The sequence below is a fragment of the Exiguobacterium sibiricum 7-3 genome, from assembly GCF_000620865.1.
Taxonomy (GTDB): Bacteria; Bacillota; Bacilli; order Exiguobacteriales; family Exiguobacteriaceae; genus Exiguobacterium_A; species Exiguobacterium_A sibiricum_A.
Map to the genome: position 1 here is coordinate 1 of NZ_KK211190.1, position 22,763 is coordinate 22,763.

General features: G+C 46.7%; 21 protein-coding genes. 13 read left to right on the plus strand and 8 right to left on the minus strand.

The window, feature by feature from the left end:
- Positions 1 to 223: 223 nt before the first annotated feature.
- The 7 genes from P402_RS0101030 to dnaA form a co-directional block, all read right to left on the minus strand.
- Positions 224 to 1,270, minus strand: a complete 1,047-nt coding sequence (locus P402_RS0101030) for an HD-GYP domain-containing protein (RefSeq protein WP_026827028.1) — start codon at positions 1,268 to 1,270, stop codon at positions 224 to 226.
- A 94-nt stretch (positions 1,271 to 1,364) separates the two neighbouring features.
- Complete coding sequence (gene gyrA, locus P402_RS0101035; protein ID WP_026827029.1) at positions 1,365 to 4,025, minus strand: DNA gyrase subunit A; 2,661 nt, start codon at positions 4,023 to 4,025, stop codon at positions 1,365 to 1,367.
- Positions 4,026 to 4,052: 27 nt separating this feature from the next.
- Positions 4,053 to 5,966, minus strand: a complete 1,914-nt coding sequence (gyrB, locus tag P402_RS0101040) for a DNA topoisomerase (ATP-hydrolyzing) subunit B (protein ID WP_200868725.1) — start codon at positions 5,964 to 5,966, stop codon at positions 4,053 to 4,055.
- A 10-nt stretch (positions 5,967 to 5,976) separates the two neighbouring features.
- Positions 5,977 to 7,131: a DNA replication/repair protein RecF gene (gene recF / locus P402_RS0101045; protein ID WP_026827031.1), complete on the minus strand. Its 1,155-nt coding sequence runs from the start codon at positions 7,129 to 7,131 to the stop codon at positions 5,977 to 5,979.
- 1 nt (position 7,132) lies between these two features.
- On the minus strand, positions 7,133 to 7,354 hold the full coding sequence (gene yaaA, locus P402_RS0101050) for a S4 domain-containing protein YaaA (protein WP_012368917.1): 222 nt from the start codon (positions 7,352 to 7,354) through the stop codon (positions 7,133 to 7,135).
- Positions 7,355 to 7,494: 140 nt separating this feature from the next.
- The gene (dnaN, locus tag P402_RS0101055) at positions 7,495 to 8,628 is read right to left on the minus strand and encodes a DNA polymerase III subunit beta (protein ID WP_012368916.1); all 1,134 of its coding nucleotides are present in this window, start codon (positions 8,626 to 8,628) and stop codon (positions 7,495 to 7,497) included.
- Between the two features lie 186 nt (positions 8,629 to 8,814).
- Positions 8,815 to 10,209, minus strand: coding sequence for a chromosomal replication initiator protein DnaA (gene dnaA / locus P402_RS0101060; protein WP_026827032.1), 1,395 nt, complete (start codon positions 10,207 to 10,209; stop codon positions 8,815 to 8,817).
- A gap of 746 nt (positions 10,210 to 10,955) precedes the next feature.
- Between dnaA and rpmH the strand changes: the two genes are divergently transcribed.
- The 8 genes from rpmH (at position 10,956) to P402_RS0101100 (ending at position 18,439) form a co-directional block, all read left to right on the plus strand.
- Positions 10,956 to 11,090 (plus strand): 50S ribosomal protein L34, encoded by a 135-nt coding sequence (gene rpmH, locus P402_RS0101065; RefSeq protein ID WP_012371910.1) that lies wholly within the window; start codon positions 10,956 to 10,958, stop codon positions 11,088 to 11,090.
- A gap of 168 nt (positions 11,091 to 11,258) precedes the next feature.
- Positions 11,259 to 11,609: a ribonuclease P protein component gene (rnpA, locus tag P402_RS0101070; protein WP_012371909.1), complete on the plus strand. Its 351-nt coding sequence runs from the start codon at positions 11,259 to 11,261 to the stop codon at positions 11,607 to 11,609.
- 102 nt (positions 11,610 to 11,711) lie between these two features.
- Positions 11,712 to 12,566 (plus strand): membrane protein insertase YidC, encoded by an 855-nt coding sequence (gene yidC, locus P402_RS0101075; protein ID WP_026827033.1) that lies wholly within the window; start codon positions 11,712 to 11,714, stop codon positions 12,564 to 12,566.
- Positions 12,567 to 12,714: 148 nt separating this feature from the next.
- On the plus strand, positions 12,715 to 14,097 hold the full coding sequence (mnmE, locus tag P402_RS0101080) for a tRNA uridine-5-carboxymethylaminomethyl(34) synthesis GTPase MnmE (protein WP_026827034.1): 1,383 nt from the start codon (positions 12,715 to 12,717) through the stop codon (positions 14,095 to 14,097).
- A gap of 42 nt (positions 14,098 to 14,139) precedes the next feature.
- Complete coding sequence (gene mnmG, locus P402_RS0101085) at positions 14,140 to 16,026, plus strand: tRNA uridine-5-carboxymethylaminomethyl(34) synthesis enzyme MnmG (RefSeq protein WP_026827035.1); 1,887 nt, start codon at positions 14,140 to 14,142, stop codon at positions 16,024 to 16,026.
- 5 nt (positions 16,027 to 16,031) lie between these two features.
- Positions 16,032 to 16,748, plus strand: a complete 717-nt coding sequence (rsmG, locus tag P402_RS0101090) for a 16S rRNA (guanine(527)-N(7))-methyltransferase RsmG (RefSeq protein ID WP_026827036.1) — start codon at positions 16,032 to 16,034, stop codon at positions 16,746 to 16,748.
- 48 nt (positions 16,749 to 16,796) lie between these two features.
- Positions 16,797 to 17,633 carry a nucleoid occlusion protein gene (noc, locus tag P402_RS0101095; RefSeq protein ID WP_026827037.1) on the plus strand — a complete coding sequence of 279 codons (837 nt, stop codon included), beginning with the start codon at positions 16,797 to 16,799 and terminating at the stop codon, positions 17,631 to 17,633.
- Between the two features lie 41 nt (positions 17,634 to 17,674).
- Positions 17,675 to 18,439: a ParB/RepB/Spo0J family partition protein gene (locus tag P402_RS0101100; RefSeq protein ID WP_026827038.1), complete on the plus strand. Its 765-nt coding sequence runs from the start codon at positions 17,675 to 17,677 to the stop codon at positions 18,437 to 18,439.
- Positions 18,440 to 18,524: 85 nt separating this feature from the next.
- On the opposite strand, the gene yyaC is transcribed toward P402_RS0101100, so the two are convergent.
- On the minus strand, positions 18,525 to 19,142 hold the full coding sequence (gene yyaC / locus P402_RS0101105) for a spore protease YyaC (RefSeq protein ID WP_034770119.1): 618 nt from the start codon (positions 19,140 to 19,142) through the stop codon (positions 18,525 to 18,527).
- A gap of 184 nt (positions 19,143 to 19,326) precedes the next feature.
- Here yyaC and P402_RS0101110 point away from each other — a divergent pair, with 184 nt between their 5' ends.
- The 5 genes from P402_RS0101110 to P402_RS0101130 all read left to right on the plus strand — a co-directional run bounded on the left by P402_RS0101110 (position 19,327) and on the right by P402_RS0101130 (position 22,738).
- Positions 19,327 to 20,256 (plus strand): mechanosensitive ion channel family protein, encoded by a 930-nt coding sequence (locus P402_RS0101110; protein WP_034769569.1) that lies wholly within the window; start codon positions 19,327 to 19,329, stop codon positions 20,254 to 20,256.
- The gene (locus P402_RS0101115) at positions 20,228 to 20,416 is read left to right on the plus strand and encodes a DUF951 domain-containing protein (RefSeq protein WP_012371900.1); all 189 of its coding nucleotides are present in this window, start codon (positions 20,228 to 20,230) and stop codon (positions 20,414 to 20,416) included. The genes P402_RS0101110 and P402_RS0101115 overlap by 29 nt, the downstream gene beginning before the upstream one ends.
- Positions 20,417 to 20,675: 259 nt before the next feature.
- Entirely contained in the window at positions 20,676 to 21,776 is a 1,101-nt protein-coding gene (ychF, locus tag P402_RS0101120) for a redox-regulated ATPase YchF (RefSeq protein ID WP_026827041.1), read from the plus strand.
- 123 nt (positions 21,777 to 21,899) lie between these two features.
- On the plus strand, positions 21,900 to 22,187 hold the full coding sequence (rpsF, locus tag P402_RS0101125; protein WP_012371898.1) for a 30S ribosomal protein S6: 288 nt from the start codon (positions 21,900 to 21,902) through the stop codon (positions 22,185 to 22,187).
- Positions 22,188 to 22,210: 23 nt separating this feature from the next.
- Positions 22,211 to 22,738: a single-stranded DNA-binding protein gene (locus P402_RS0101130; protein ID WP_012371897.1), complete on the plus strand. Its 528-nt coding sequence runs from the start codon at positions 22,211 to 22,213 to the stop codon at positions 22,736 to 22,738.
- Positions 22,739 to 22,763: the final 25 nt, after the last annotated feature.

Genomic DNA, 22,763 nt, shown 5'->3' on the forward strand with positions numbered 1-22,763 from the left:
TTAGAATACCAAGTCTGAAACAATAAGTCAACAACTTTTTGAAAGAAGTTTTTTTCTTGTTTCCGGCAGTGCGCTCGTCCTCTTAAGGACAAGAAATAATATACCATGGGATTTATTATTGTACAAGTGTTTTTTATAAAAAAAAGAAAAACTCTTTTTTTCATCAAATTCATGACGAAAAAGAGAGCGTTTCTTCTATATATAATACACATGATACTGATCTTTAATCCATAAGCTGAATGATGTTCAGTTGCCGTTCCTCCATCAAGTCTTTCACAATACGCTGATTATGTTCTTCATACATAATCACCGGACGATCAAATACATTGTTTTTTCGAAGGACCGTTGCAATCTTTCCATTACTCATCAAGACGCGATCACCTGATTCGATCGGTAATAACAGCTGTCCAAGAAGCATGACATACTTCGAATCGTATTGCATAGGTCGTGCTTTTAAATGACAGTACGCATCATAGACCTTATAAGCATCACGGTACGGACGCCAACTGGTCATGGCTGCAAAGACGTCCGCTACGATGAACAGTCTCGTATGATCCATGATCTTATCCCCTTTGACTTTCAAAGGATATCCGGAACCGTCCAGCCGCTCGTGATGTTGAACGATCAATCGTTTGACTGTATCGGAGATGATGTTCTCTTTTTGTAAGGCCTGGAATGCCATCGCGGGATGACGGTGAAAGATTTCTTGTTGCATGGCTTCATAACGTTTTGTGTGACGCCATTCCATGATTCGGGCTAATCCACAATCAGCAAAATAGGAAGCTACCCATAAATCATGAATCATCTTGCGCTCTTTCCCTGCTGCTTCCGCAAGCAATTGAGCAATCGCTCCCCGGTAAATCGCATGTCGCACGGTATAGGCTTCTGTTCCCCGCTCAAGGAAGTACGGTAAGATATCTTCCCGCCGCATCGTATCCGGCATGGATTCCTTAACCCACCGCAACGCATCGTATACATTTGGAACTAATCCTTGCTCCCATGAAGTAAACACCTGATTATATGTTTCAATCAACGAATCAAACAAACTGTCCTCGGTCATCTCTTCCAGTTCTTGATCCGTCATCGATGCTTCACTCATACCTTCAGGTCGTTCCTCGATGTCCACTTCTTTAATCAAGAACCGTTTGATTCGTCTTAACTCGTCTGCTCCAATCTTTTTTCCTGCTTCAACGATTGGAATATCCGTATGTAAAAACAGAGATTCGGTTATTCGGTCACCAAGAATAAGTCGCTCACTTGCCACGCGCATCGTTGTCTCGTTCCTTCCCCTAAGTGATTTTTTAGAAAAACAGCAGAGTAAAGACAAGATTGTCCCCGCTCTGCTGTACGTCGTTCTACTTCGTTTATTCTTCTGTCTGCTCAGAGTCGCCGTTCATCTCAGAAGTTGAAACCGTCTGTTCTTCCGAACTCGTTTCGCCTTCTTCTAACACAGCAATTTCTTCCTCGACAGCATCTTCTTTTTTCAGTTTCGCAACTGTCGCGACACGATCGCCTTCTTCGATTCGAATCACTTTGACCCCTTGTGCATTACGTCCCACACTCGAGATATTTTGTGAATCTGTTCGAATGACGATGCCGCTTTCCGTCATGATCATGATGTCATCATCAACATCAACAATCCGGAGTGCAACGATTTGTCCGACACGATCTGTCACTTTACTGGCAATCAATCCTTTACCACCACGTGACTGGGTGCGGAACTCTGTCATTGGCGTCCGTTTCCCGAAACCTTTTTCCGTAATGACGAGTACATCCTGCTCATCACGGGCAAGTTCCATTCCGATGACGATCGCGTCTGCCGATAAGTTCATCGCTTTGACGCCTCGGGCACCACGTCCCATTGAGCGAACGTTCGTAATTGGGAAGCGGATGGCTTTTCCGGTATTCGAGACAGTAAAGACTTCATCTTCTGTAGAGGCAAGACGAACCGATGTCAATTCATCATCTTCAAACAGACGAATCGCAATCAATCCATTTTTATTGATCCGGGCGTAAGCAGATAACGGTGAACGTTTGACACGACCTTTACGTGTCATGAAGATCAACGATTTCTGTTCATCCTGCATTACTTCTTCTGCATCGAGCGCTTCTTCCGGTTCTTCAAGACTGTCCGGTGCCTCTTCCGAAGTGACTTCGACATCAATAATGTTCTCAGTCGCTTCCGCTGCCTCTTGTTCTTCAAGGTAACGTTTGAAGTTGACCGGAATCATCGTCTCGACCTTCTCATCACGTTCGATTTGAATCAAGTTGATGATTGGTACACCTTTCGATGTCCGGCTCATCTCCGGTACTTCATACCCGCGAATCCGGTAGACTTTTCCACGATTCGTAAAGAAGAGAATCGTATCATGTGTCGAACACGACAACAGACGTGTTACATAATCCGTATCGTTCGTGCCGATTCCTTGGACACCGCGTCCACCGCGGCGCTGTGCACGATAAGAATCCGTCGTCAAGCGTTTGATGTAGCCGCTGCTCGTCAACGTAATGATGATATCTTTTTCCGGAATCAAATCTTCATCTTCGAATTCAATGTGGTCCATCCGAATTTCAGTCCGACGTTTATCGTTGAAGCGTTCTTTCACTTCTTCGAGTTCTGTCCGGATCAATTCAAGCAAGACTTCATCGCTTTCGAGGATTGTTTTGAGTTCCGTGATCAATTGCATGATTTCCTCGTACTCGGCGTCAATCTTCTCACGCTCAAGACCCGTCAACCGTTGCAGACGCATGTCGAGAATCGCTTGTGATTGTTTCTCGGATAAAGCAAACCGTTCCATCAACTGTTCACGGGCAGCATCCGCTGTCCGGTTCGCACGAATAATCTTGATGACTTCATCGAGGTGATCAAGGGCAATCCGTAAACCAGCTAAGAGATGTTCCCGTGCTTCTGCTTTCTCGAGATCAAACTGCGTCCGGCGACGGACGATTTCTTTTTGGTGCTCAAGATAGTGATACAACATTTCTTTCAGTGTCAATGTACGTGGACGTCCACTGACGATCGCAAGCATGTTGACCCCAAATGTTGTTTGCATCGACGTTTGTTTATAGAGATTGTTAAGAATGACACTTGCGTTGGCATCACGGCGAATCTCCATGACGACACGCATACCGCGGCGATCAGATTCATCACGTAAATCAGTGATACCTTCGATTTTTTTCTCACGGACGAGATCGGCAATCTTTTCAACGAGACGGGCTTTGTTGACCTGGTAAGGCAACTCCGTGACGATGATCCGTTCACGATCTTTTTTCGTCTGCTCGATTTCGGCTTTCGCCCGGACGATGATTGACCCACGTCCAGTTTCATAAGCACGACGAATACCACTACGTCCCAAGATTTCACCGGCTGTCGGGAAATCTGGTCCTGGAATGTGCTGCATCAATTCGGAAATCGTGATATCCGGATTATGCGACAAGGCAAGGACACCATCGATGACTTCACCGAGTTGGTGAGGCGGAATGTTCGTCGCCATCCCGACTGCAATCCCGCTCGAACCGTTGACGAGCAAGTTCGGGAAGCGGGATGGTAACACTTCCGGTTCCCGTTCTGATCCATCGTAGTTATCTTTGAAATTGACGGTATTTTTATTGATATCACGAATGATTTCCATCGCGATTTTTGACATACGGGCTTCCGTATATCGCATGGCAGCGGCTGAATCGCCGTCGACAGAACCAAAGTTTCCGTGACCATCGACGAGTTCATACCGGTAACTGAAGTCCTGCGCCATCCGAACCATCGTGTCGTAAACAGCAGAATCACCGTGCGGGTGATACTTACCGATAACTTCACCGACGATACGGGCAGACTTCTTATGCGGTTTATCCGCGCGGATACCGAGGTCATTCATCGCATACAAAATACGACGATGACCTGGTTTTAAACCATCACGGACATCCGGTAAAGCACGTGCGACGATGACACTCATCGCATAATCCATGAAGGATGTACGCATTTCTTGACTGATGTTGATATCTTTAATGATCCCTTGTTGATCGGACATTCGTATGGCCACCCTCTCTATTCAACGTTAAATATCCAAGTTCTTCACATAGTGGGCGTGCGACTGGATAAAGTCACGACGTGGTTCTACCTGGTCTCCCATCAAAATGTCAAAGACCTCATCTGCTTCGATCGCGTCCTGTAATTCGACACGCAGCATTTGACGACCACTCGGATCCATCGTGGTTTCCCACAGTTGCTCCGGATCCATCTCACCGAGACCTTTATAACGCTGAATGTCGTATCGTGCGTTTTCCGGAAGTGCTGCTAATGCTTCATTCAACTCACGTTCGTTGTGCACGTACGTGATGTTTTTCCCTTGTTTAATCCCGTAAAGCGGCGGTTGGGCAATGTAGACGTAACCGTGCTCGACAAGCGGACGCATGTAACGATAGAAGAATGTCAATAACAGTGTCCGGATGTGGGCACCATCGACGTCGGCATCGGTCATGATGATGACTTTGTGATACCGGGCTTTCTCGATATTGAATTCAGAACCGATACTCGTTCCGAGCGCCGTAATGATCGTCCGGATTTCGTTACTGCCAAGAATCTTATCAAGGCGTGCTTTTTCGACGTTCAAGATCTTACCTCGAATCGGTAAGATGGCTTGGAAATGACGATCACGTCCAGATTTTGCTGAACCACCCGCCGAGTCACCCTCAACGATGTAGATTTCAGAAATCGTCGCATCACGTGATGAACAGTCGGCAAGCTTTCCTGGAAGTGAACTCACTTCAAGGACCCCTTTACGTCGTGTTAATTCACGGGCACGTTTCGCAGCCATCCGGGCACGAGACGCCATCATTCCTTTTTCGACGATCGCACGGGCACTTGTCGGGTTCTCCATCATGAACTGTTCAAACGCAGACGAGAACAACGTATCCGTTGCCGTCCGTGCATCCGAGTTCCCAAGTTTCGTTTTCGTCTGTCCTTCGAACTGTGGATTCGGGTGTTTGATCGAGACGATTGCCGTCATCCCTTCACGCACATCTTCCCCGGACAACGTACCGTCGGCTTCTTTCATCAGACCGAATTTTTTCGCGTAATCATTGATGACACGTGTCAAAGCCGTTTTAAAACCGGTTTCGTGTGTTCCACCCTCATGTGTCGGGATATTGTTCGTGAACGAGTAGATGTTGGCTGCAAAACCATCGTTATATTGCAACGCCACTTCGACTTCAATCCCGTCCCGGTTTCCGTGCACATAAACAGGTTCTTCGTGGACGACTTCTTTCGAACGGTTTAAATGCTCGACGTACGACTTGATTCCGCCTTCGTAATGGAAACTGCGCGTAATCGGTTCATCCGCACGATCATCCGTAATTTCGATCGTCAGTCCTTTATTTAAGAATGCCAGCTCACGAAGTCGTGTCGCAAGCAGATCATAATCGTATTCAAGTGTTTCCTGGAAGATCTCATCATCCGGGAAGAAACGGATCATCGTCCCGGTTTCTTCCGACGTACCGATAATCTCTAAATCAGCAGCCGGTACACCGCGGTGATAGGCTTGGTAATACAATTTTTCATTCCGTTTGACGAAAACTTCAAGTTTCGTCGAGAGTGCGTTAACGACAGATGCCCCAACACCGTGAAGACCACCGGATACTTTGTATCCGCCGCCTCCGAATTTACCGCCGGCATGAAGGACTGTCAAAATGACTTCAACTGCCGGACGTCCCATCTTCTCCTGGATATCGACCGGGATTCCCCGTCCGTTATCTTCAACCAGAATCGAATTACCCGGTTCAATCGTAACTTTAATCGTATCGCAATATCCTGCAAGTGCTTCATCGATTGAGTTATCGACGATTTCCCACACTAAATGGTGAAGCCCCTTCGATGCAGTCGATCCGATATACATACCCGGACGTTTCCGAACGGCTTCTAGACCTTCAAGCACCTGAATTTGATCGGCACCGTACCCTTGTTCTAATTCCATATCTTCATGATTACTCATCGGTTTTCTCACCTACTATTTCTTTGTATGATGTCTCTTCCAAAATGACGGCCCCCTGTTTCACGTGGAACAACTTCGCCTGTTTGATCGTTTCATGTGCAATTCCATCGACACTCGTTGTCGTCAGAATGGTTTGCACCTTTTGTTGCATCGTATCGAGCAAATGGGTTTGACGATGATCATCGAGCTCGGATAAGACATCGTCTAGAAGTAGCAATGGATATTCTCCCACTTCTTCATGAATCAATTCAATCTCTGCTAACTTCAAAGAGAGTGCTGCCGTTCGTTGTTGTCCTTGTGAACCATAAGTCTGGACATTCCGACCGTTGACTTCCATTTCGAAGTCGTCCCGATGCGGACCGAACAAGGTCACACCTCTTCGGATTTCGTTTGTCTTTATTTTACCAAACTTCTGCATGTAAGAAGCAGTCATTCCTTCGACATCGAGCAAATCATTGCTAAATGTATCCGAACGGTAAATAAGGACGAGCTGTTCCTGTCCACGACTGATTCCTTCATGAATCGGACGTGCCCACTTTTCGAGCTGGGCAATGAAGTGATGACGGCGCTGAACGATTTTAACGGCAAGCGTAATCATCTGCTCCGTCAAGACATCGAGAAACGTTTCGTCCCCACCTTTAATCGATAACTGTTTCAGCAACGCATTCCGTTGTTTGAGAACTTTTAAATATTGACTGAGTTCATGTAGATAGACCGGACTGACCTGACCAATTTCCATATCCAAAAAACGACGTCTGATTTGTGGACTGCCTTTGACGATGTGTAAGTCTTCTGGTGCAAACAACACGATATTCAATGCGCCGACATAATCACTGAGCCGGCGCTGTTCGAGATGATTCAACTTCGCTTTTTTACCGCGACTCGAAATCGCGATTTCCTGCGAGTGAGATCCTCTTCTTTTATGAATCCGTCCTTCGACACGAGCTGTCTCGGCATCCCACTGAATCAATTCTTTGTCATGCGTCGTCCGGTGAGACTTCGCAAGGGCAAGAACATAGATGGCTTCCAGGAGATTCGTCTTCCCTTGCGCATTCTCCCCGATCAGCACATTCGTCTTTTCGGAAAAAGATAATTCCAACGACTCATAGTTGCGATAATGACTGAGCCGGACCGAATCTAGTCGCACGTTAGTTTCCCTCGTTCTTAATGATGAACTGACCGTAATCTTCTACGTCAATCACATCTCCATCCCGTAATTTACGACCACGTCGCTGATCGACTTCACCGTTGACAAGAATGGGTACCTCGGCGAGGAACGGTTTAGCTTGTCCACCGCTCGAGATGATATCAGAAAGTTTCAGGAACTGACCTAATGTGACATATTCTGTTGAAATCTTGATTTGATTCATGGTTTGACTCCTCCTACCTACATATTATAAATGACGTACTCTTTATTGTACTAAAAAACTTGCGATTTGGCAAAATGAACGAACGTATATACGGATTTCAAAAAAAGCCCAAGGAACGTAAAGGGTTCCTTGGGTATGAATCATGCTGTCCGGACTGGCAGGATCAGCTGCAGGACGTTGTCTTGGTCAACCGGGTGCAGGATGAATGGTCGGATCGAACCGGTGAACTGGATCTCGATATCCGTCGCATCGAGTGCCTTTAACGCATCCATCATGTATTTCGAGTTGAACGAGATTTTCAGCTCTTCTCCTTCAAGCGATAAGATACTGACTTGCTCCGACACTTTACCGACTTCCGGTGAGTGGGAAGAAATTTCAACTGCCGTCGTTCCTTCAGCTGCGAACTTGATGACGTTGTTACGGTCTTCCCGTGCAAGAAGTGATGCACGGTCAATCGCTTGAAGTAATTCCTTTGCATTCATGCGGACCGCAGTCCGGTACTCTTCCGGAATCAAACGTGATGTATCCGGATAGTTTCCGTCAAGCAGACGCGAGAAGAATAAGACATGTTTCATCTTAAACAGTATCTGTTGATTCGTAATCGTAATGTCGACGTGACCATCACTAAGTAATTTGGATAATTCGTTTAAGCTTTTTCCCGGTACGATGACGTTTTGGAACGAAATCTCATTGTCCGTCTCAAACTGAGCACGTCGTAAGGCAAGCCGGTGACTGTCCGTCGAGACGCATGTCAAGATGTCCTTATCCGCCGAGAAGTTAACACCCGTCAACACAGGACGCGTTTCCTGTACTGCGACGGCAAAGCTCGTTTGACGGATCATTGACCGTAACAGATCAGCTGGTAAACGGAACTGTTGTCCTCCGTCGACTTGCGGCAAGCGTGGGAATTCATCCGGATCGAGTCCGTTCAAATGAAACTCTGCCGTACCCGATTGAATCCGTGTCATGAAGTTTGGTGAAACTTCCAAGATCACTTCGTCTGTCGGTAACTTCTTGACGATATCCCCAAAGAAGCGGGCATTCAAGACGACACTGCCTGCACGATGAACCGTGACATATGAAGTGCCGTTCTCTTCTGCATAGATGGTCCGTTCGATTGAGATTTCCGTATCGCTTCCTGTCAGCGTCATACCATCTCCATGGGCTTCGAGTTTGATTCCCGTTAAGATCGGAATCGTTGTCCGGGATGAAACAGCTTTTGCTACATCTTGAATTGCTTGGATTAAAGTATCCCGTTGAATTGTAATATGCATATTGTCGTTAAGCTCCTCTCAAAATGGGCGTTACATCATCATAACATAATAATATATTTTTTTAATAATAGTATTAGGGGCTGTGGATAGTGTGGATAAGTCGGTGGATAACTTGGTATAGAGCCAAAACGCATGTGGATAACTTGTGGATAACTAGCCTCTTTTATCCACAGCTTATCCACAGGTTTACGAATGCTTCAATTCATGCTTGATTTGTTCAATGACTTTTCCTGTTTCTCCATCCGATTTGACGAGTGTACTGATTTTTTCATGTGCGTGAATGACGGTCGTGTGATCACGTCCCCCAAATTCCTCACCAATCTTCGGTAATGAGCTTTCTGTCATCTCCCGCGACAGGTACATGGCAATCTGACGGGGAAAAGCAATCGACTTCGTCCGTTTTTTAGCTTTTAAATCATCAAACGGAAGATTAAAGTGCTTACTGACTGATTCCTGAATATCACGAATCGTGACTTTTCGTGGTTCACTCGCAGGCATGATGTTATGCAACGCTTCAGCGGCAACATTCGGATCAATCGTCCGTCCGACCAGGTTGGCGTAAGCAATGACGCGGGTTAAGGCCCCTTCGAGTTCACGAATGTTCGTATCGATCTGGCTCGCGATGTAGAGCATGACTTCATTGGAAACATCCAGTTGTTCCGCATTCGCTTTTTTACGAAGGATGGCAATTCGTGTTTCAAGATCCGGTGGTGTGATGTCTGTAATCAAGCCCCACTCGAAACGGGAACGCAATCGGTCTTCAAGTGTCGGAATTTCTTTAGGTGGACGGTCACTTGAGATGATGATTTGTTTCTGATCGTTATGCAAGGCATTAAATGTGTGGAAAAATTCTTCCTGCGTTTGTTCTTTTCCGGCGAGGAACTGAATATCATCTATTAATAGAACATCGATGTTCCGGTATTTATTGCGGAACTGAACCGTTTTGTTATCCCGAATGGAGTTAATGAAGTCGTTCGTGAACTGTTCAGAGGAAACGTACGCGATTTTTGTCCCCAGTTTTTGATCCTGGACATATTGACCAATCGCATGCATTAAGTGCGTTTTCCCCAGCCCGACGCCACCGTAGATGAAAAGCGGATTGTAGGCTTTGGCTGGAGCTTCCGCTACAGCCAAAGAAGCAGCGTGTGCAAAACGATTCCCCGATCCGATGACAAACGTATCGAACGTATATTTTTCATTCAACTGTCCGAGTTCACTCATGACCAGTTCATCAGAGGACTTACGGGTCTTTTGTGTTTTAGTCTTCGGTGGTGCGACTTCAATCACTTCTTCTTCCTCATTTTGACGATCGAGCATATGTTTTGCTTGACCTTCCTCGATAAACTGAATATCAAGCCGGCTTCCAGTAACTTCTTCGACGGTATCTTCTAATAGAGATAAGTACTGACGTTCCAACCACGTAACGGTAAATGCCGCTGGTGCCGAGACGATTAAAGTCGTGCCGTTGAGTGTCACACCCTCGGTAGACTTTAACCACATGTCGTAACTCGCTTTTGGGGTACGTTGTTCTTCCTCGATTACAGATAATACATTGTGCCAAAGTTCGGCAGCGTTTTTCATAAATACCCCCCTTTTTCTATCATGATATAAAAAACTATACACAGCTTTATGCACAGGACAAGGTTAATGAAGAAACACGACTTATCCCCAGAACATAAAAACTGTGGATAACGTTATCCACAGGGGCTGATTTCTGTGTATAAAGTTATCCACAGGTTGTGTATAACTTGAAGAATCAAATTGTCTTACGTTCTTGTTATGCACAATTAGTGTACCAAATGAAATGAGGTCTGGCAATGCTTAGAACGATTTATCCACAAGTAAATCCACATATACACAGGCAGTTACCCACAGGCTGTGGACAGTGTGGATAAACTGTGGATAAGATGTGTATAACTTTTCGAAAGAGGAAGCGTTCAGAAAAAGTTATGCACAAAACAAAAAAAGTGAAAGCAAAAAATCCAAAAAACAAACCTTGACGCTGATTTTAAAAAATACTATTGTAGACAAAGTGATGAGTTATCCACGGAAAGTGTGGATAGTGTGGATAAGTCTGTGGATAGTTTGAAAAAGGTATGGATTGATTCGTTTTCCATTCCGTCCGATCGACAAATCGTATCGTATGATATGAAACCGACTGGGGAATCCTATTTTCACGAATCCCGTCATTTTTGCTGAAAATGCTTGTAATAATTCTTACGAACTTTCATTGACAAGGTCACTTTTGCTTTATATAATATACAAGACTGCCTTAAAGTAGAAAACGATGATTTTTATAGAGTAATTTTTAAAGGAGGTGCAGACTAATGAAACCAACTTTCAACCCAAACAACCGTAAGCGCAAAAAAGTTCACGGATTCCGTGCGCGCATGGCAACGAAGAGTGGCCGCCGGATCTTGGCTGCTCGCCGTCTTAAAGGCCGCAAAGCCTTGACTGTATAATCGAGCGATGATGAGATCACTTCTGGCGCTGCCTGAAGTGATCTTTTTTTTGTAGTTTTAAGGGATGTTCGTGCTTTTGTCACAAGACCCCTCTCGCAGAGCGGGTTTGTTCTATGATATGATGAAAGACGACGAATTTTCGTGATGACAGGATGGAGTGTGATCAAGGTGAAGAAGGAATACCGCGTCAAGAAAGACAAGGAGTTCCAAGCGGTGTTTACTCGGGGAGCCTCTGTCGCAAATCGGCAATTTGTCGTATATGCACTAAAGAAAGAGCAGCAAACTCACTTTCGGATTGGTTTATCGGTGAGTAAGAAAATCGGGAATGCCGTTGTCCGTAATCAGGTTAAACGGTATGTACGTGAAGCATGCCAGCTTCATGAAGCCTCGCTTGCCCCGAATTATGATTTTGTGATCATCGCACGCAATCCGGCTGCGAAGATGACTGCTCAAGAAGTTGCTGACAGTTTACGCCATGTCTTTAAACGATCCGGTGTCTGGAAGCGACAGGTAAAATAAACGTGTAGTATATCCTGTTGATTTGTAGCGGCCACTCGCCTGCTTCTATATATAGATAGAACTTCGAGGACCGACCACGTGTAAACATTACTAGGAGGAATTATGAACAAGAGAACTAAGATTTGGCTGACTCTCGGATTGATGTCCGTACTCGCGGTCGTTCTATCCGGTTGTACACCTGGGACATACGGAACAGGTGAACCGATTACTGGTGATACAGAAGGTTTCTGGAAACATTACTTTGTTTGGCCGATGGCTTGGCTCATTCGTGAAATTTCGCATTTCTTTAATGGGGATTATGGAATCGGAATCATCGTCACGACGTTACTTGTTCGTCTCGTCATCCTGCCGTTGATGATCAAACAGACGAAGAGCATGGGTGGAATGCAGGTCATTCAACCGGAAATGGTCAAATTACGTGAAAAATACAGTTCGAAAGATCAGGAAACACAGCAGAAATTGCAACAGGAAATGATGAAGCTGTATCAAGAGCACAATGTCAATCCGCTTGCCGGCTGTTTACCGATCTTGATTCAAATGCCGATTTTGATTGCCTTCTATAATGCAATCATCTATACACCGGCAATTTTCCAGCATACGTTCCTTTGGTTCGATCTTGGAAAACCAGATCCGTATTTTATCTTACCGATCTTATCGGCCATCTTTACGTACCTGCAACAAAAACTTTCGATGGCGGGACAAGATGACAACCCACAGATGAAAATCATGTTGTACGTCTTCCCGATCATGATCTTCGTCATGGGTGTGACGTTACCATCTGCCTTGTCTCTATACTGGGTCGTCGGTTACATCTTCTCCATTATCGTGACGGTTGCCATCATGAAGCCAATGCGTGAGAAGATCAAAGCGCAGACGGAAGCAACGATTGCTTCAAAACGTGAACAAGAAGCGGCAAATGCTGCTCCTGCTCCAAAAAAACCGAAAAAGAAACGTTAACAACAAGTAAGAGCGATACTCCGTTTTACAGAGTGTCGCTCTTTTTCTTTTGCGCTATTTCGTGTATAGTTGTCACGTTATACCCATTTATAGATTCCTGAACATTTAACTATAGAAAAGATTGCAGAAAACGAGGTGTGAACAACTGATGATGGAATTTGATACGATAGCCGCCATTTCGACGCCGATGGGTGAAGGAGCGATTGCGATCGTCCGTTTATCCGGTCCTAAAGCAGTCGAAACAGCCGATCGCGTCTACCGCGGTGCCAACCGGTTGAATGAAGTCCCGACACATACGATTCATTACGGCAAGTTGGTTGAACAGACGACAGAACAAGTCGTCGATGAAGTCATGGTCAGTGTCATGCGGGCACCGAAAACCTTTACGCGGGAAGATGTCGTCGAACTGAATTGTCACGGCGGAATCGTGGCCGTCAATCGGGTGCTCGAACTGATTCTCGAACAACCGGACGTCCGTCTTGCAGAACCGGGTGAATTCACGAAACGGGCTTTCCTGAACGGTCGGATTGACTTGTCCCAGGCAGAGGCCGTCATGGACTTGATCCGGGCGAAAACGGACCGGGCGATGACGGTCGCGGTTGGTCAAATCGAAGGACGGTTATCGAAACTCGTCCAAGATTTACGCGAACAATTGTTGCAGACGATTGCTTCGATTGAAGTCAACATCGACTATCCGGAATATGATGCGGAAGAAATGACACAGCAAATCGTTCAAAAAGATGCGGGTGAAGTTCGCCGTATTCTAACGGAACTGTTGTCGACGGCGCGACAGGGAAAAATCCTGCGGGAAGGCTTGTCGACCGCGATCATCGGACGTCCGAATGTCGGGAAATCGTCTTTGCTCAACACATTGGTGCAAGAAGCAAAAGCCATTGTCACGGATATTGCCGGGACGACACGGGATACGATCGAAGAATACGTCAATGTCCGCGGTGTACCGCTGAAATTAATTGATACGGCCGGTATCCGGGAAACGGAAGATATCGTCGAGCGGATGGGTGTCGAAAAATCGCGGCAAGCGTTAAACTCAGCTGACTTGATTTTACTCGTCTTAAACGGAAATGATGCATTGACGGAAGAAGATGTCTTATTATTCGAAGCCATTCGGGGCATGAACGCCATTATCATCGTCAATAAAAGTGATTTAACACAAGCGATTGATCTGATGCGTGTCAATGAGTTAGCAGACGGTCGTCCCGTCGTTACGACATCACTTCTCGAAGAAGCAGGAGTCATGGATCTGGAAGCGGCGATTGCCGCGCTCTTCTTTGAACAAGGGGTCGAAGGACAGGACATGACCTACGTATCGAATGCCCGTCACATTCAACTCATCAAACAGGCGAGCCAAATGATTGAAGATGCACTCGGTGCGGCAGAAGCGTCGATGCCGATTGATATGGTCCAAATCGATTTACGCCGGGCGTGGGATACGCTCGGTGAAATCAATGGCGATACGGCGCAAGACAGTTTACTCGATAAATTATTCTCACAATTTTGTTTAGGGAAATAAGTGTTGTCAGGTTGTTGATTTTTAAAAGGAGGAACTACAGTTATGGCTTATCAAGCAGGCGAATTCGATGTCATCGTCATCGGAGCCGGTCATGCAGGGATTGAAGCATCTCTTGCAGCCGCCCGTATGGGTTCAAAAACCGTCATGTTGACGATGAACCCCGACATGGTCGGATTCATGTATTGTAATCCGTCAATCGGCGGTCCGGCAAAAGGAATCGTTGTCCGGGAAATCGATGCCCTCGGCGGAGAAATGGCACGGGCAATCGACGCGACGTACATTCAAATGAAAATGCTTAACACATCAAAAGGTCCTGCTGTTCGCGCACTTCGGGCACAGGCAGATAAATTCGAGTACCAAAACCGGATGAAAAAAGCGCTCGAAGACGAACCGAATCTGTTATTACGCCAAGCACTCGTCGAGCGGTTAATCATCGAAGACGATACGTGTGTCGGCGTCGTCACGAATACAGGGGCCGAGTACCGGGCAAAAGCGGTCATCATCACGACCGGAACGTTCATGCGCGGGAAAATCATCATCGGTGAACTGTCGTACGAGAGTGGTCCGAACAACCAGATGCCGTCGGTCAACTTGTCGAAACACCTGGAAGAACTCGGCTTCGAGCTCGCCCGTTTCAAAACCGGTACACCACCCCGGATCGACGGGAAAACGATCGATTATTCGAAAACGGAAATCCAACCGGGTGATGCTGTCGCATTGCCGTTCAGTCATGAAACGACACAGATGATCACGGAACAGATTCCATGCTGGTTGACGTATACAACGGAATACACACACCAGTTGATCGATGCGAATCTACACCGTTCCCCGATGTTTTCCGGCATGATTAAAGGAACGGGTCCGCGTTACTGTCCGTCAATCGAAGATAAGGTCGTCCGGTTCAGCGATAAACCGCGTCACCAGATTTTCCTTGAGCCGGAAGGCCGTGACACGGAAGAAGTCTATGTCCAAGGACTTTCAACGAGTCTGCCGGAAGACGTTCAACATGATATTTTACGGTCGATTCCGGGTCTTGAGAAATCAGAAATGATGCGTCCCGGTTATGCGATCGAATATGATGCGGTCGTTCCGACACAACTCTGGCCGACACTGGAAACAAAACGGATTGCCGGATTATTCACGGCCGGACAAATTAACGGGACAAGCGGCTACGAAGAAGCAGCCGGACAAGGCATCATGGCCGGAATTAACGCTGCCTTGAAAGTCCAGGAAAGAGATCCACTCATTCTGTCCCGTTCACAAGGATATATCGGCGTCATGATCGATGATCTCGTGACAAAAGGAACGAATGAACCCTATCGTCTGTTGACGTCACGTGCCGAATACCGGTTATTGTTGCGTCATGACAATGCCGATTTACGTTTATCCGATATCGGACATGAGCTCGGACTGATCAACGAGACACGACACGCAAAACTGGCCGAGAAAAAAGAAGAAATCAAGCGGGAAATGAAACGACTCGAAAAAGTCGTCATCAAAGCAACGAGTGATGTCAATGAACGGCTGACAGAAATCGGTGTTTCTCCGTTAAAAGAGGCATTACATGCCATCACCTTACTGAAACGTCCGGAAATCACGTATGCGATGATTGCGGAAATGACACCGGCACCAGTCGCACTCTCTCCGGAAGCAGCCGAACAGGTTGAAATCCAGGTCAAATATGCCGGTTATATCGACAAACAGTTGGATCAAGTCGAGCGGATGATGCGGATGGAGAAAAAACGGATTCCAGAACGTCTTGATTACGATGTCATCAGTGGTCTCGCCATTGAAGCGAAACAAAAACTAAACCAAGTGCGTCCGCTCTCGATCGGACAAGCATCACGAATTTCAGGGGTCAATCCGTCTGATATTTCGATTTTGCTCGTCTATATCGAACAAGGCCAATACGCATTGACTGCGGAGTGAAGAGAATGAATCAACAGCAATTCGTAACCGCATTAGCGGATCAAGGACTCGAAGTCTCAGAGCATCAATTGCAACAGTTCCGACGGTATTATGAACTACTCGTCGAATGGAACGAAAAAATGAATTTGACGGCGATCACGGATGAGGAAGGTGTTTATCTGAAACACTTTTACGATTCGATCACAGCGGCATTCTACTTTGACTTCACGAAAGTCGAAACGGTCTGTGACGTCGGTGCCGGCGCCGGTTTCCCGAGTTTGCCAATCAAAATCATGTTCCCGCATCTGAAAGTCACGATCATCGATTCACTCAATAAACGGATCGGCTTCTTGAACATGCTCGCGACGGAACTTGAGCTCGAAGGCGTCGCCTTCCACCACGGACGTGCCGAAGAATTCGGGAAAAATAAACAGTTCCGGGAACATTTTGATGTTGTGACAGCGCGTGCCGTTGCCCGGATGTCGGTTCTTGCGGAATACTGTTTACCGCTTGCGAAAGTCGGCGGGCAATTCGTCGCTTTAAAAGCCGCGAAACTGGGTGAAGAACTGGAAGAGGGCGCGACGGCCTTGAAGGTGTTGGGTGGAAATTTGCGGGAAAGTTTCCAATTCCAATTGCCAGGGGAAGAAAGTGAGCGTAATATCGTAATTGTCGATAAAAAACGATTAACACCCGGGAAATATCCGCGTAAAGCAGGTACACCGGCAAAAGATCCACTGGGTTAAACACCGTTTCACGTGAAACGATGACTGATGAAGGCGAGGTACACCAACGTGAAGAATGCAATTGCCAAACTGCTCGGTAAGGGAGGACAAACCGTTTCCCTAGAGCTAGATCCACAAGATACCGTCCGTGAGTTGAAGTTAACGGAATTGGTCGCCAACCAGTTCCAACCGCGGACCGTCTTTGACGGGGAACGGATTACCGAACTAGCGACCACGATTGAAGAACATGGTTTACTGCAACCGATTGTCGTCCGAAAACAAGGCGAAGGATATGAAATCATCGCCGGCGAACGCCGTTTTCGGGCGGTTCAATCGCTCGGATGGGAGACGATTCCCGCTATCATTAAACAGATGACAGACGAGACGACGGCTGCCCTCGCACTCATCGAAAATCTACAACGTGAAGAATTGACGCCAATCGAAGAAGCGGAAGCATATGCGCGGTTGCTTGCGATGCAAGAAATCACACAGGAAGTGCTGGCGCGCAGACTTGGACGGAGCCAGTCGACGATTGCGAACAAGCTTCGTTTACTGCGATTGCCGGAAACGGTCCGTGAAGCCCTGAAACAACGGAAAATCACGGAACGCCATGCGCGGGCCCTCCTGCCGTTAAAAGCAGCTGACTTACAGCTTCAAGTGTTGGTTGAAATCATTGAACGAGAATGGAACGTCAAAGAGACGGAACAACGGGTTGAACGGTTGTTGACACCAAAAGTTCCGAAAAAGCGTCATAAAAGCTTTGCCCGGGATACGCGGATCGCTTTAAATACGATTCGTGATTCTGTGGATATGATTGAACGGACCGGTTTGACGGTCGAAAAAGAAGAAGTCGATTGTGAAGAATATGTCGAGGTGCGGATCCGCATCGTGAAGGCACGTCCGTAAACTAGCGGTCGTGCCTTCCGCTACGTTTAGGAGAGATTAGCATGAATGAAATACCGATTGGAGCCATCCGACCGAATCCGGGGCAACCGCGGAAACAGTTCCACGAGAAAGCGTTGGCAGAACTCGCCAATTCCTTGACACGCCATGGAATGATTCAACCGATTGTCGTTCGTCCACGTGAGGGATTTTACGAAATCATCGCCGGTGAACGTCGTTATCAAGCTGCAAAACAGGCCGGATTTAATCGTGTCCCGGTCTTGATTATCGAAGCGAACGAAACCCGTGTCATGGAACTGGCACTGATCGAAAATATCCAACGTGCCGACTTGAGTGCGATTGAAGAAGCGATGGCTTACGCAGAGATGCTCGAAGAGTTTAACGTCACGCAGGCGGAACTGGCGAACCGGGTCGGAAAAAGCCGTTCCCACATCACGAACAGTCTCCGTTTATTGCAGTTACCGGCCGAGGTTCAGCAAGCCGTCATGGAAGAACGGTTATCGATGGGGCATGCACGGGCTTTATTGTCCTTAAAACAGCCACTGAAGATTGAACGGATGGCGGAACGCGTCATGCGTGAAAACTGGAATGTCCGGCGCCTCGAGCAAGAGTTGCGTGAAAAAAAACAGGTGCGTCCGGCAGCCAAACAGTCAACGGAACTGGATTTCATCGAAGAGACGTTACGGGAACGGATTGGGGCGACTGTTCGCATCAAGATGGCGAAACAAGCCGGAAAACTCGAAATTGATTTTACGGACGAGGACGATTTAAACCGAATTCTTGAACTGCTTTTACCCGAAGAAGATTAATAGCAAAGGATCCATTCCAGTACTGCACTTGGAATGGATCCTTTTTTTGAAACTTACAGGATAAAAGAAAGGAAAAATACTGCCATTAAATCGAGCGTGGTGTGAAGGAGATAGTTGTACGTGTAGTTTCAGCCGCAAGCTTCGTATCGAGCAAGGCAAAGCTATCGGCAACGAGTTCAGCCAACTCATAAACAAGGTGGAGGCGCGTATTTTGAAGAATCATCATTTCCATGAAGCCACTGACATTGACGACAGCTTTAATATTAAAATCACCGACAGCCGGTAATTCTTTTTGGACACCGGCACCAGGAGCAAGCGGACCTTCCGAGAAGAAGACATGACCAACACTCGACAGGCGGCCGAGACAGGCATCGATGGCGATAACGAGCGGACGGTAATGTGTCGTTTGAATCGAATGAATGGTTTCGGCCAGATTCAAGGCATGGACCGGTTTGGCCAATGTCCCGTAGACATGCATGTTCGCCGGTCGATTTTTTTCCAAAAAGGTTCCGACGAGCGGTCCGAGTGAGTCGCCGGTTGACCGGTCGGAACCGATACAGACAAGGACGACGGGACGGTTTTCCTTCATGGCATTGACCTGTTCATGCAACTGTTCGGCCAGTCGTTCCTTAGCGAATGGTTCCGTATATTCTAAAAAGAAAGAATAGGGCTTTTTTTCGTGAGAATGAAAACGGAAATTCATCTGGATCATCCTTTCTTCTCCTGGTGTCAGCATCCTGGTGTCGTGGTGAGAGTGAAGGCATTCTGTAATGATTTTCCTTTCCCGGTTTTTGTGAAAATCTAACGTCAAAATCGGTTCTTTGGTTGAAAGTCATTTAAAATCACGTATACTGTCGTAATAGAGAGAAGTCGAAAGGATGGAGAGAATGGCTACCAATAAAGACGTACAGGATTCAGTCGCCCAGGTCGATCGGATTCTAGATCAAGTCATGGACGCAGACATGTGGATCCGCTTTGGATTGAAGTTATTGATCGCCGTGATCATTATCGCCGGTTTTTATATACTGATGCGTATTTTAACAGGCGCGGTTTCACGATTGTTTACGATTCGAAAGATTAATGAACATGATTCGTTGGCACAACGCCAAAATGAAACATTGTTGAAACTGCTCCAAAATGCTATCCGTTATGTTCTTGGTATCGTCATGCTCTTGACGGTCCTCAGTCAGTTCGGAATCAACATTACAGGTCTTGTCGCCAGTGCCGGTATCGCCGGACTTGCCATCTCATTTGGGGCGAAGAACCTGGTTCAGGATATCATTACCGGAGCCTTCATCATTTTCGAACGTCAATTCAAGGTCGGTGACTTTGTCCGTGTCGGTTTGATTGAAGGGGTCGTCACAGAACTCGGAATCCGGACGACGAAGTTAAAGGGATTGAATGGAGAAATCCATATCATTCCGAACGGACAAATTCTGCAGGTGACGAACTTTTCCGTCGACAACAGTTTTGCTTTAGTCGATGTACAAGTCTCGTATGAAGAAGATTTGGAACGGGTCGAACAGGTCTTGCATCAAATTGCTAACGTGACGACGGAAAAATATACAGATATGTTTATTGAGCCGATTCAAATGCTCGGTGTCCAGACACTTGGACCGTCTGAAGTCGTCTACCGTCTGATGGCAGAAGTGCCGCCGATGCAGCATTTTCAGGCAGGACGCTTGATCCGGAAAGAACTGAAGCAAGGACTCGAACTGGAAGGAATTAAGATTCCGTATCCACGGATGGTCATGATGAATACAGAACAAGGGAATGGTGGTCAAGCCGATGATGCCAAAAACGTACAATCTTCATGATTATGTCGAAATGAAAAAACAACATCCTTGCGGAACGAACCGTTGGCAAATCATCCGCGTCGGGATGGACATCCGAATTAAATGCCAAGGATGCGGAGCGAGTATCCTGATGCCGCGCCGTGACTTCGATAAGCGTTTAAAAAAAGTCTTACCCGAATGAATATGAGCAAGCCCCTGTCGACCGGTAAAGGTCTTCAGGGGTTTGTTGCTGTTCCGGTAATCAAATAGAAGATTGCTTGGAACTACAGCAAAACGTACATGAAACAATCTTGTCTTTAAAAAAAGAAGACGCATCTCCTTGCTTAAAAAAATTGAACTATCTATAATTGTGAAAGATGTGCTGACGTGGTGTAATCATTCTACCCACTGCGGCCGCTAGCACGGATTTCCTAGGAAATACCGAAAAGGAGGAATTCCAAGTGGGATTAACAGCCGGAATCGTTGGCTTACCAAACGTAGGAAAATCAACACTTTTTAACGCAATTACACAAGCAGGTGTCGAGGCAGCGAACTACCCGTTCGCAACCATCGACCCGAACGTCGGTGTCGTCGAGGTGCCGGATGCACGTCTTCGTAAATTGACAGAACTCGTTAATCCGAAGAAAACGATCCCGACCGCATTCGAATTCACGGATATCGCCGGAATCGTCAAGGGAGCTTCAAAAGGAGAAGGACTCGGTAACAAATTCTTGGCCAACATTCGTGAAGTCGATGCCATCTGTCAGGTAGTCCGCTGTTTCATCGATGAGAACATCACACACGTTTCAGGAAAAGTCTCACCAATCGATGATATTGAAACAATCAATCTTGAATTGATTCTTGCCGATCTCGAATTGGTCGAAAAACGGATCCAACGTGTCCAAAAACAAGTGAAATCACGCGATAAAAATGCAGCGGGCGAACTCGAAGCACTTGAAATCGTCTTGGCATTACTGGAAGACGAAAAACCAGCACGTCTTGCCGAGTTAAACGAAGATCAGGCAGCAATCGTCAAGCATTTCCAATTGCTGACGATGAAACCGATGCTTTATGTCGCAAACGTCGGTGAAGACGAAGTCGCGGACGCAGACAGCAATGAAAACGTCCGTTTGGTTCGTGAATTCGCGGCGAAAGAAGGCGCAGAAGTCATCATCATCTGTGCCCGGATCGAAGAAGAGATTGCTGAGCTTGAACCGGAAGAACGTCAAGAGTTCCTCGTTGACCTTGGAATCGAAGAGTCAGGTCTTGACCAGTTGATCCATGCAGCGTATAACACGCTTGGTCTTGCGACGTACTTCACAGCCGGTGAAAAGGAAGTTCGTGCCTGGACGTTCAAAAAAGGCATGAAAGCGCCGCAATGTGCGGGCGTCATCCACTCGGACTTCGAACGCGGTTTCATTCGTGCGGAAGTTGTTGCTTACGAAGATTTAGCAGCAGCTGGAAACATGGCGACCGTGAAAGAACAAGGACGTTACCGTTCTGAAGGGAAAGAATATGTCTTCCAAGACGGCGATGTCGTCACATTCCGCTTCAATGTTTAAGAGAAGCGAACGAATCGTTATTGCATAAACCAAAATACTTTGATAGTATTAACAAATGTGAGTAATGAATTATTGCTCCTTGCTCGATGAATCGAGCCGCCAGTCCAAGAGGAGGTGACAGATATGCGTAAATACGAAGTACTTTACATCATCCGTCCGGAAGTTGATGAGGAAGCACGAAAAGCTCTAGTTGAGCGTTTCAACAAAGTCCTCACTGACAACGGTGGTACAGTTGAAAAAACAACTGAAATGGGTAAACGTCGTTTTGCTTACGAAATCAATGATATGCGTGAAGGTTTCTACGTTCTTCTTAACGTGACTGCTGAACCAGCAGCTACTAAAGAACTTGACCGTCTCATGAAGATCAGTGACGATATCGTTCGCTTAATGATCACAAAAGACGAGAAATAAGCTGAAACAGGAGAGTGATTCTGATGATTAACCGCGTCGTTTTAGTCGGTCGGTTAACTCGTGACCCTGAAATGCGTTATACGCAGAGCGGGATTGCGGTAACGCGATTCACACTCGCTTGTGACCGTCCGTTTACAGGACAAGATGGGAAGCGAGAAGCTGACTTCATCGATTGCGTCGTTTGGCGCAAGCAAGCAGAAAACGTTGCTCAGTATTTGAAAAAAGGGAGCCTCGCAGGAGTTGAGGGTCGCCTTCAGATTAGTAGCTATGACGATAAAGATGGTCAACGTCGTTATCGTGCAGAAGTCGTCGCGGATAGTGTTCGATTCCTAGAATCACGCAATGCAAGCCGTTCTTCCGATAGTGATAGCTACTCTTCGAATTCAAATACAGGTGGAAACGGAAATGCTGCAGGATGGGGTTCACAGCAACAGCAGAACAACTCTTCCTCGCCAGCACCCGCTTCATCTTCATCGAATTCGGGCTTCGGCGCTGATCCGTTCAGCGGCGGCAGTTCGATCGATCTTTCAGACGACGACCTTCCATTCTAATGGGAACGTCGGACTGAAAAATTTA

Excerpts from the sequence above, each read along its gene's own strand:
- P402_RS0101030 (WP_026827028.1), bottom strand. The coding sequence starts at position 1,270 with ATGCGCGTGGCAAGTGAGCGACTTATTCTTGGTGACCGAATAACCGAA.
- gyrA (WP_026827029.1), bottom strand. The coding sequence starts at position 4,025 with ATGTCCGATCAACAAGGGATCATTAAAGATATCAACATCAGTCAAGAA.
- gyrB (WP_200868725.1), bottom strand. The coding sequence starts at position 5,966 with ATGGAATTAGAACAAGGGTACGGTGCCGATCAAATTCAGGTGCTTGAA.
- yaaA (WP_012368917.1), bottom strand. The coding sequence starts at position 7,354 with ATGAATCAAATCAAGATTTCAACAGAATATGTCACATTAGGTCAGTTC.
- dnaN (WP_012368916.1), bottom strand. The coding sequence starts at position 8,628 with ATGCATATTACAATTCAACGGGATACTTTAATCCAAGCAATTCAAGAT.
- dnaA (WP_026827032.1), bottom strand. The coding sequence starts at position 10,209 with ATGAAAAACGCTGCCGAACTTTGGCACAATGTATTATCTGTAATCGAG.
- rpmH (WP_012371910.1), top strand. The coding sequence starts at position 10,956 with ATGAAACCAACTTTCAACCCAAACAACCGTAAGCGCAAAAAAGTTCAC.
- yidC (WP_026827033.1), top strand. The coding sequence starts at position 11,712 with ATGAACAAGAGAACTAAGATTTGGCTGACTCTCGGATTGATGTCCGTA.
- mnmE (WP_026827034.1), top strand. The coding sequence starts at position 12,715 with ATGATGGAATTTGATACGATAGCCGCCATTTCGACGCCGATGGGTGAA.
- mnmG (WP_026827035.1), top strand. The coding sequence starts at position 14,140 with ATGGCTTATCAAGCAGGCGAATTCGATGTCATCGTCATCGGAGCCGGT.
- rsmG (WP_026827036.1), top strand. The coding sequence starts at position 16,032 with ATGAATCAACAGCAATTCGTAACCGCATTAGCGGATCAAGGACTCGAA.
- P402_RS0101100 (WP_026827038.1), top strand. The coding sequence starts at position 17,675 with ATGAATGAAATACCGATTGGAGCCATCCGACCGAATCCGGGGCAACCG.
- yyaC (WP_034770119.1), bottom strand. The coding sequence starts at position 19,142 with ATGAATTTCCGTTTTCATTCTCACGAAAAAAAGCCCTATTCTTTCTTT.
- P402_RS0101110 (WP_034769569.1), top strand. The coding sequence starts at position 19,327 with ATGGCTACCAATAAAGACGTACAGGATTCAGTCGCCCAGGTCGATCGG.
- P402_RS0101115 (WP_012371900.1), top strand. The coding sequence starts at position 20,228 with ATGATGCCAAAAACGTACAATCTTCATGATTATGTCGAAATGAAAAAA.
- rpsF (WP_012371898.1), top strand. The coding sequence starts at position 21,900 with ATGCGTAAATACGAAGTACTTTACATCATCCGTCCGGAAGTTGATGAG.
- P402_RS0101130 (WP_012371897.1), top strand. The coding sequence starts at position 22,211 with ATGATTAACCGCGTCGTTTTAGTCGGTCGGTTAACTCGTGACCCTGAA.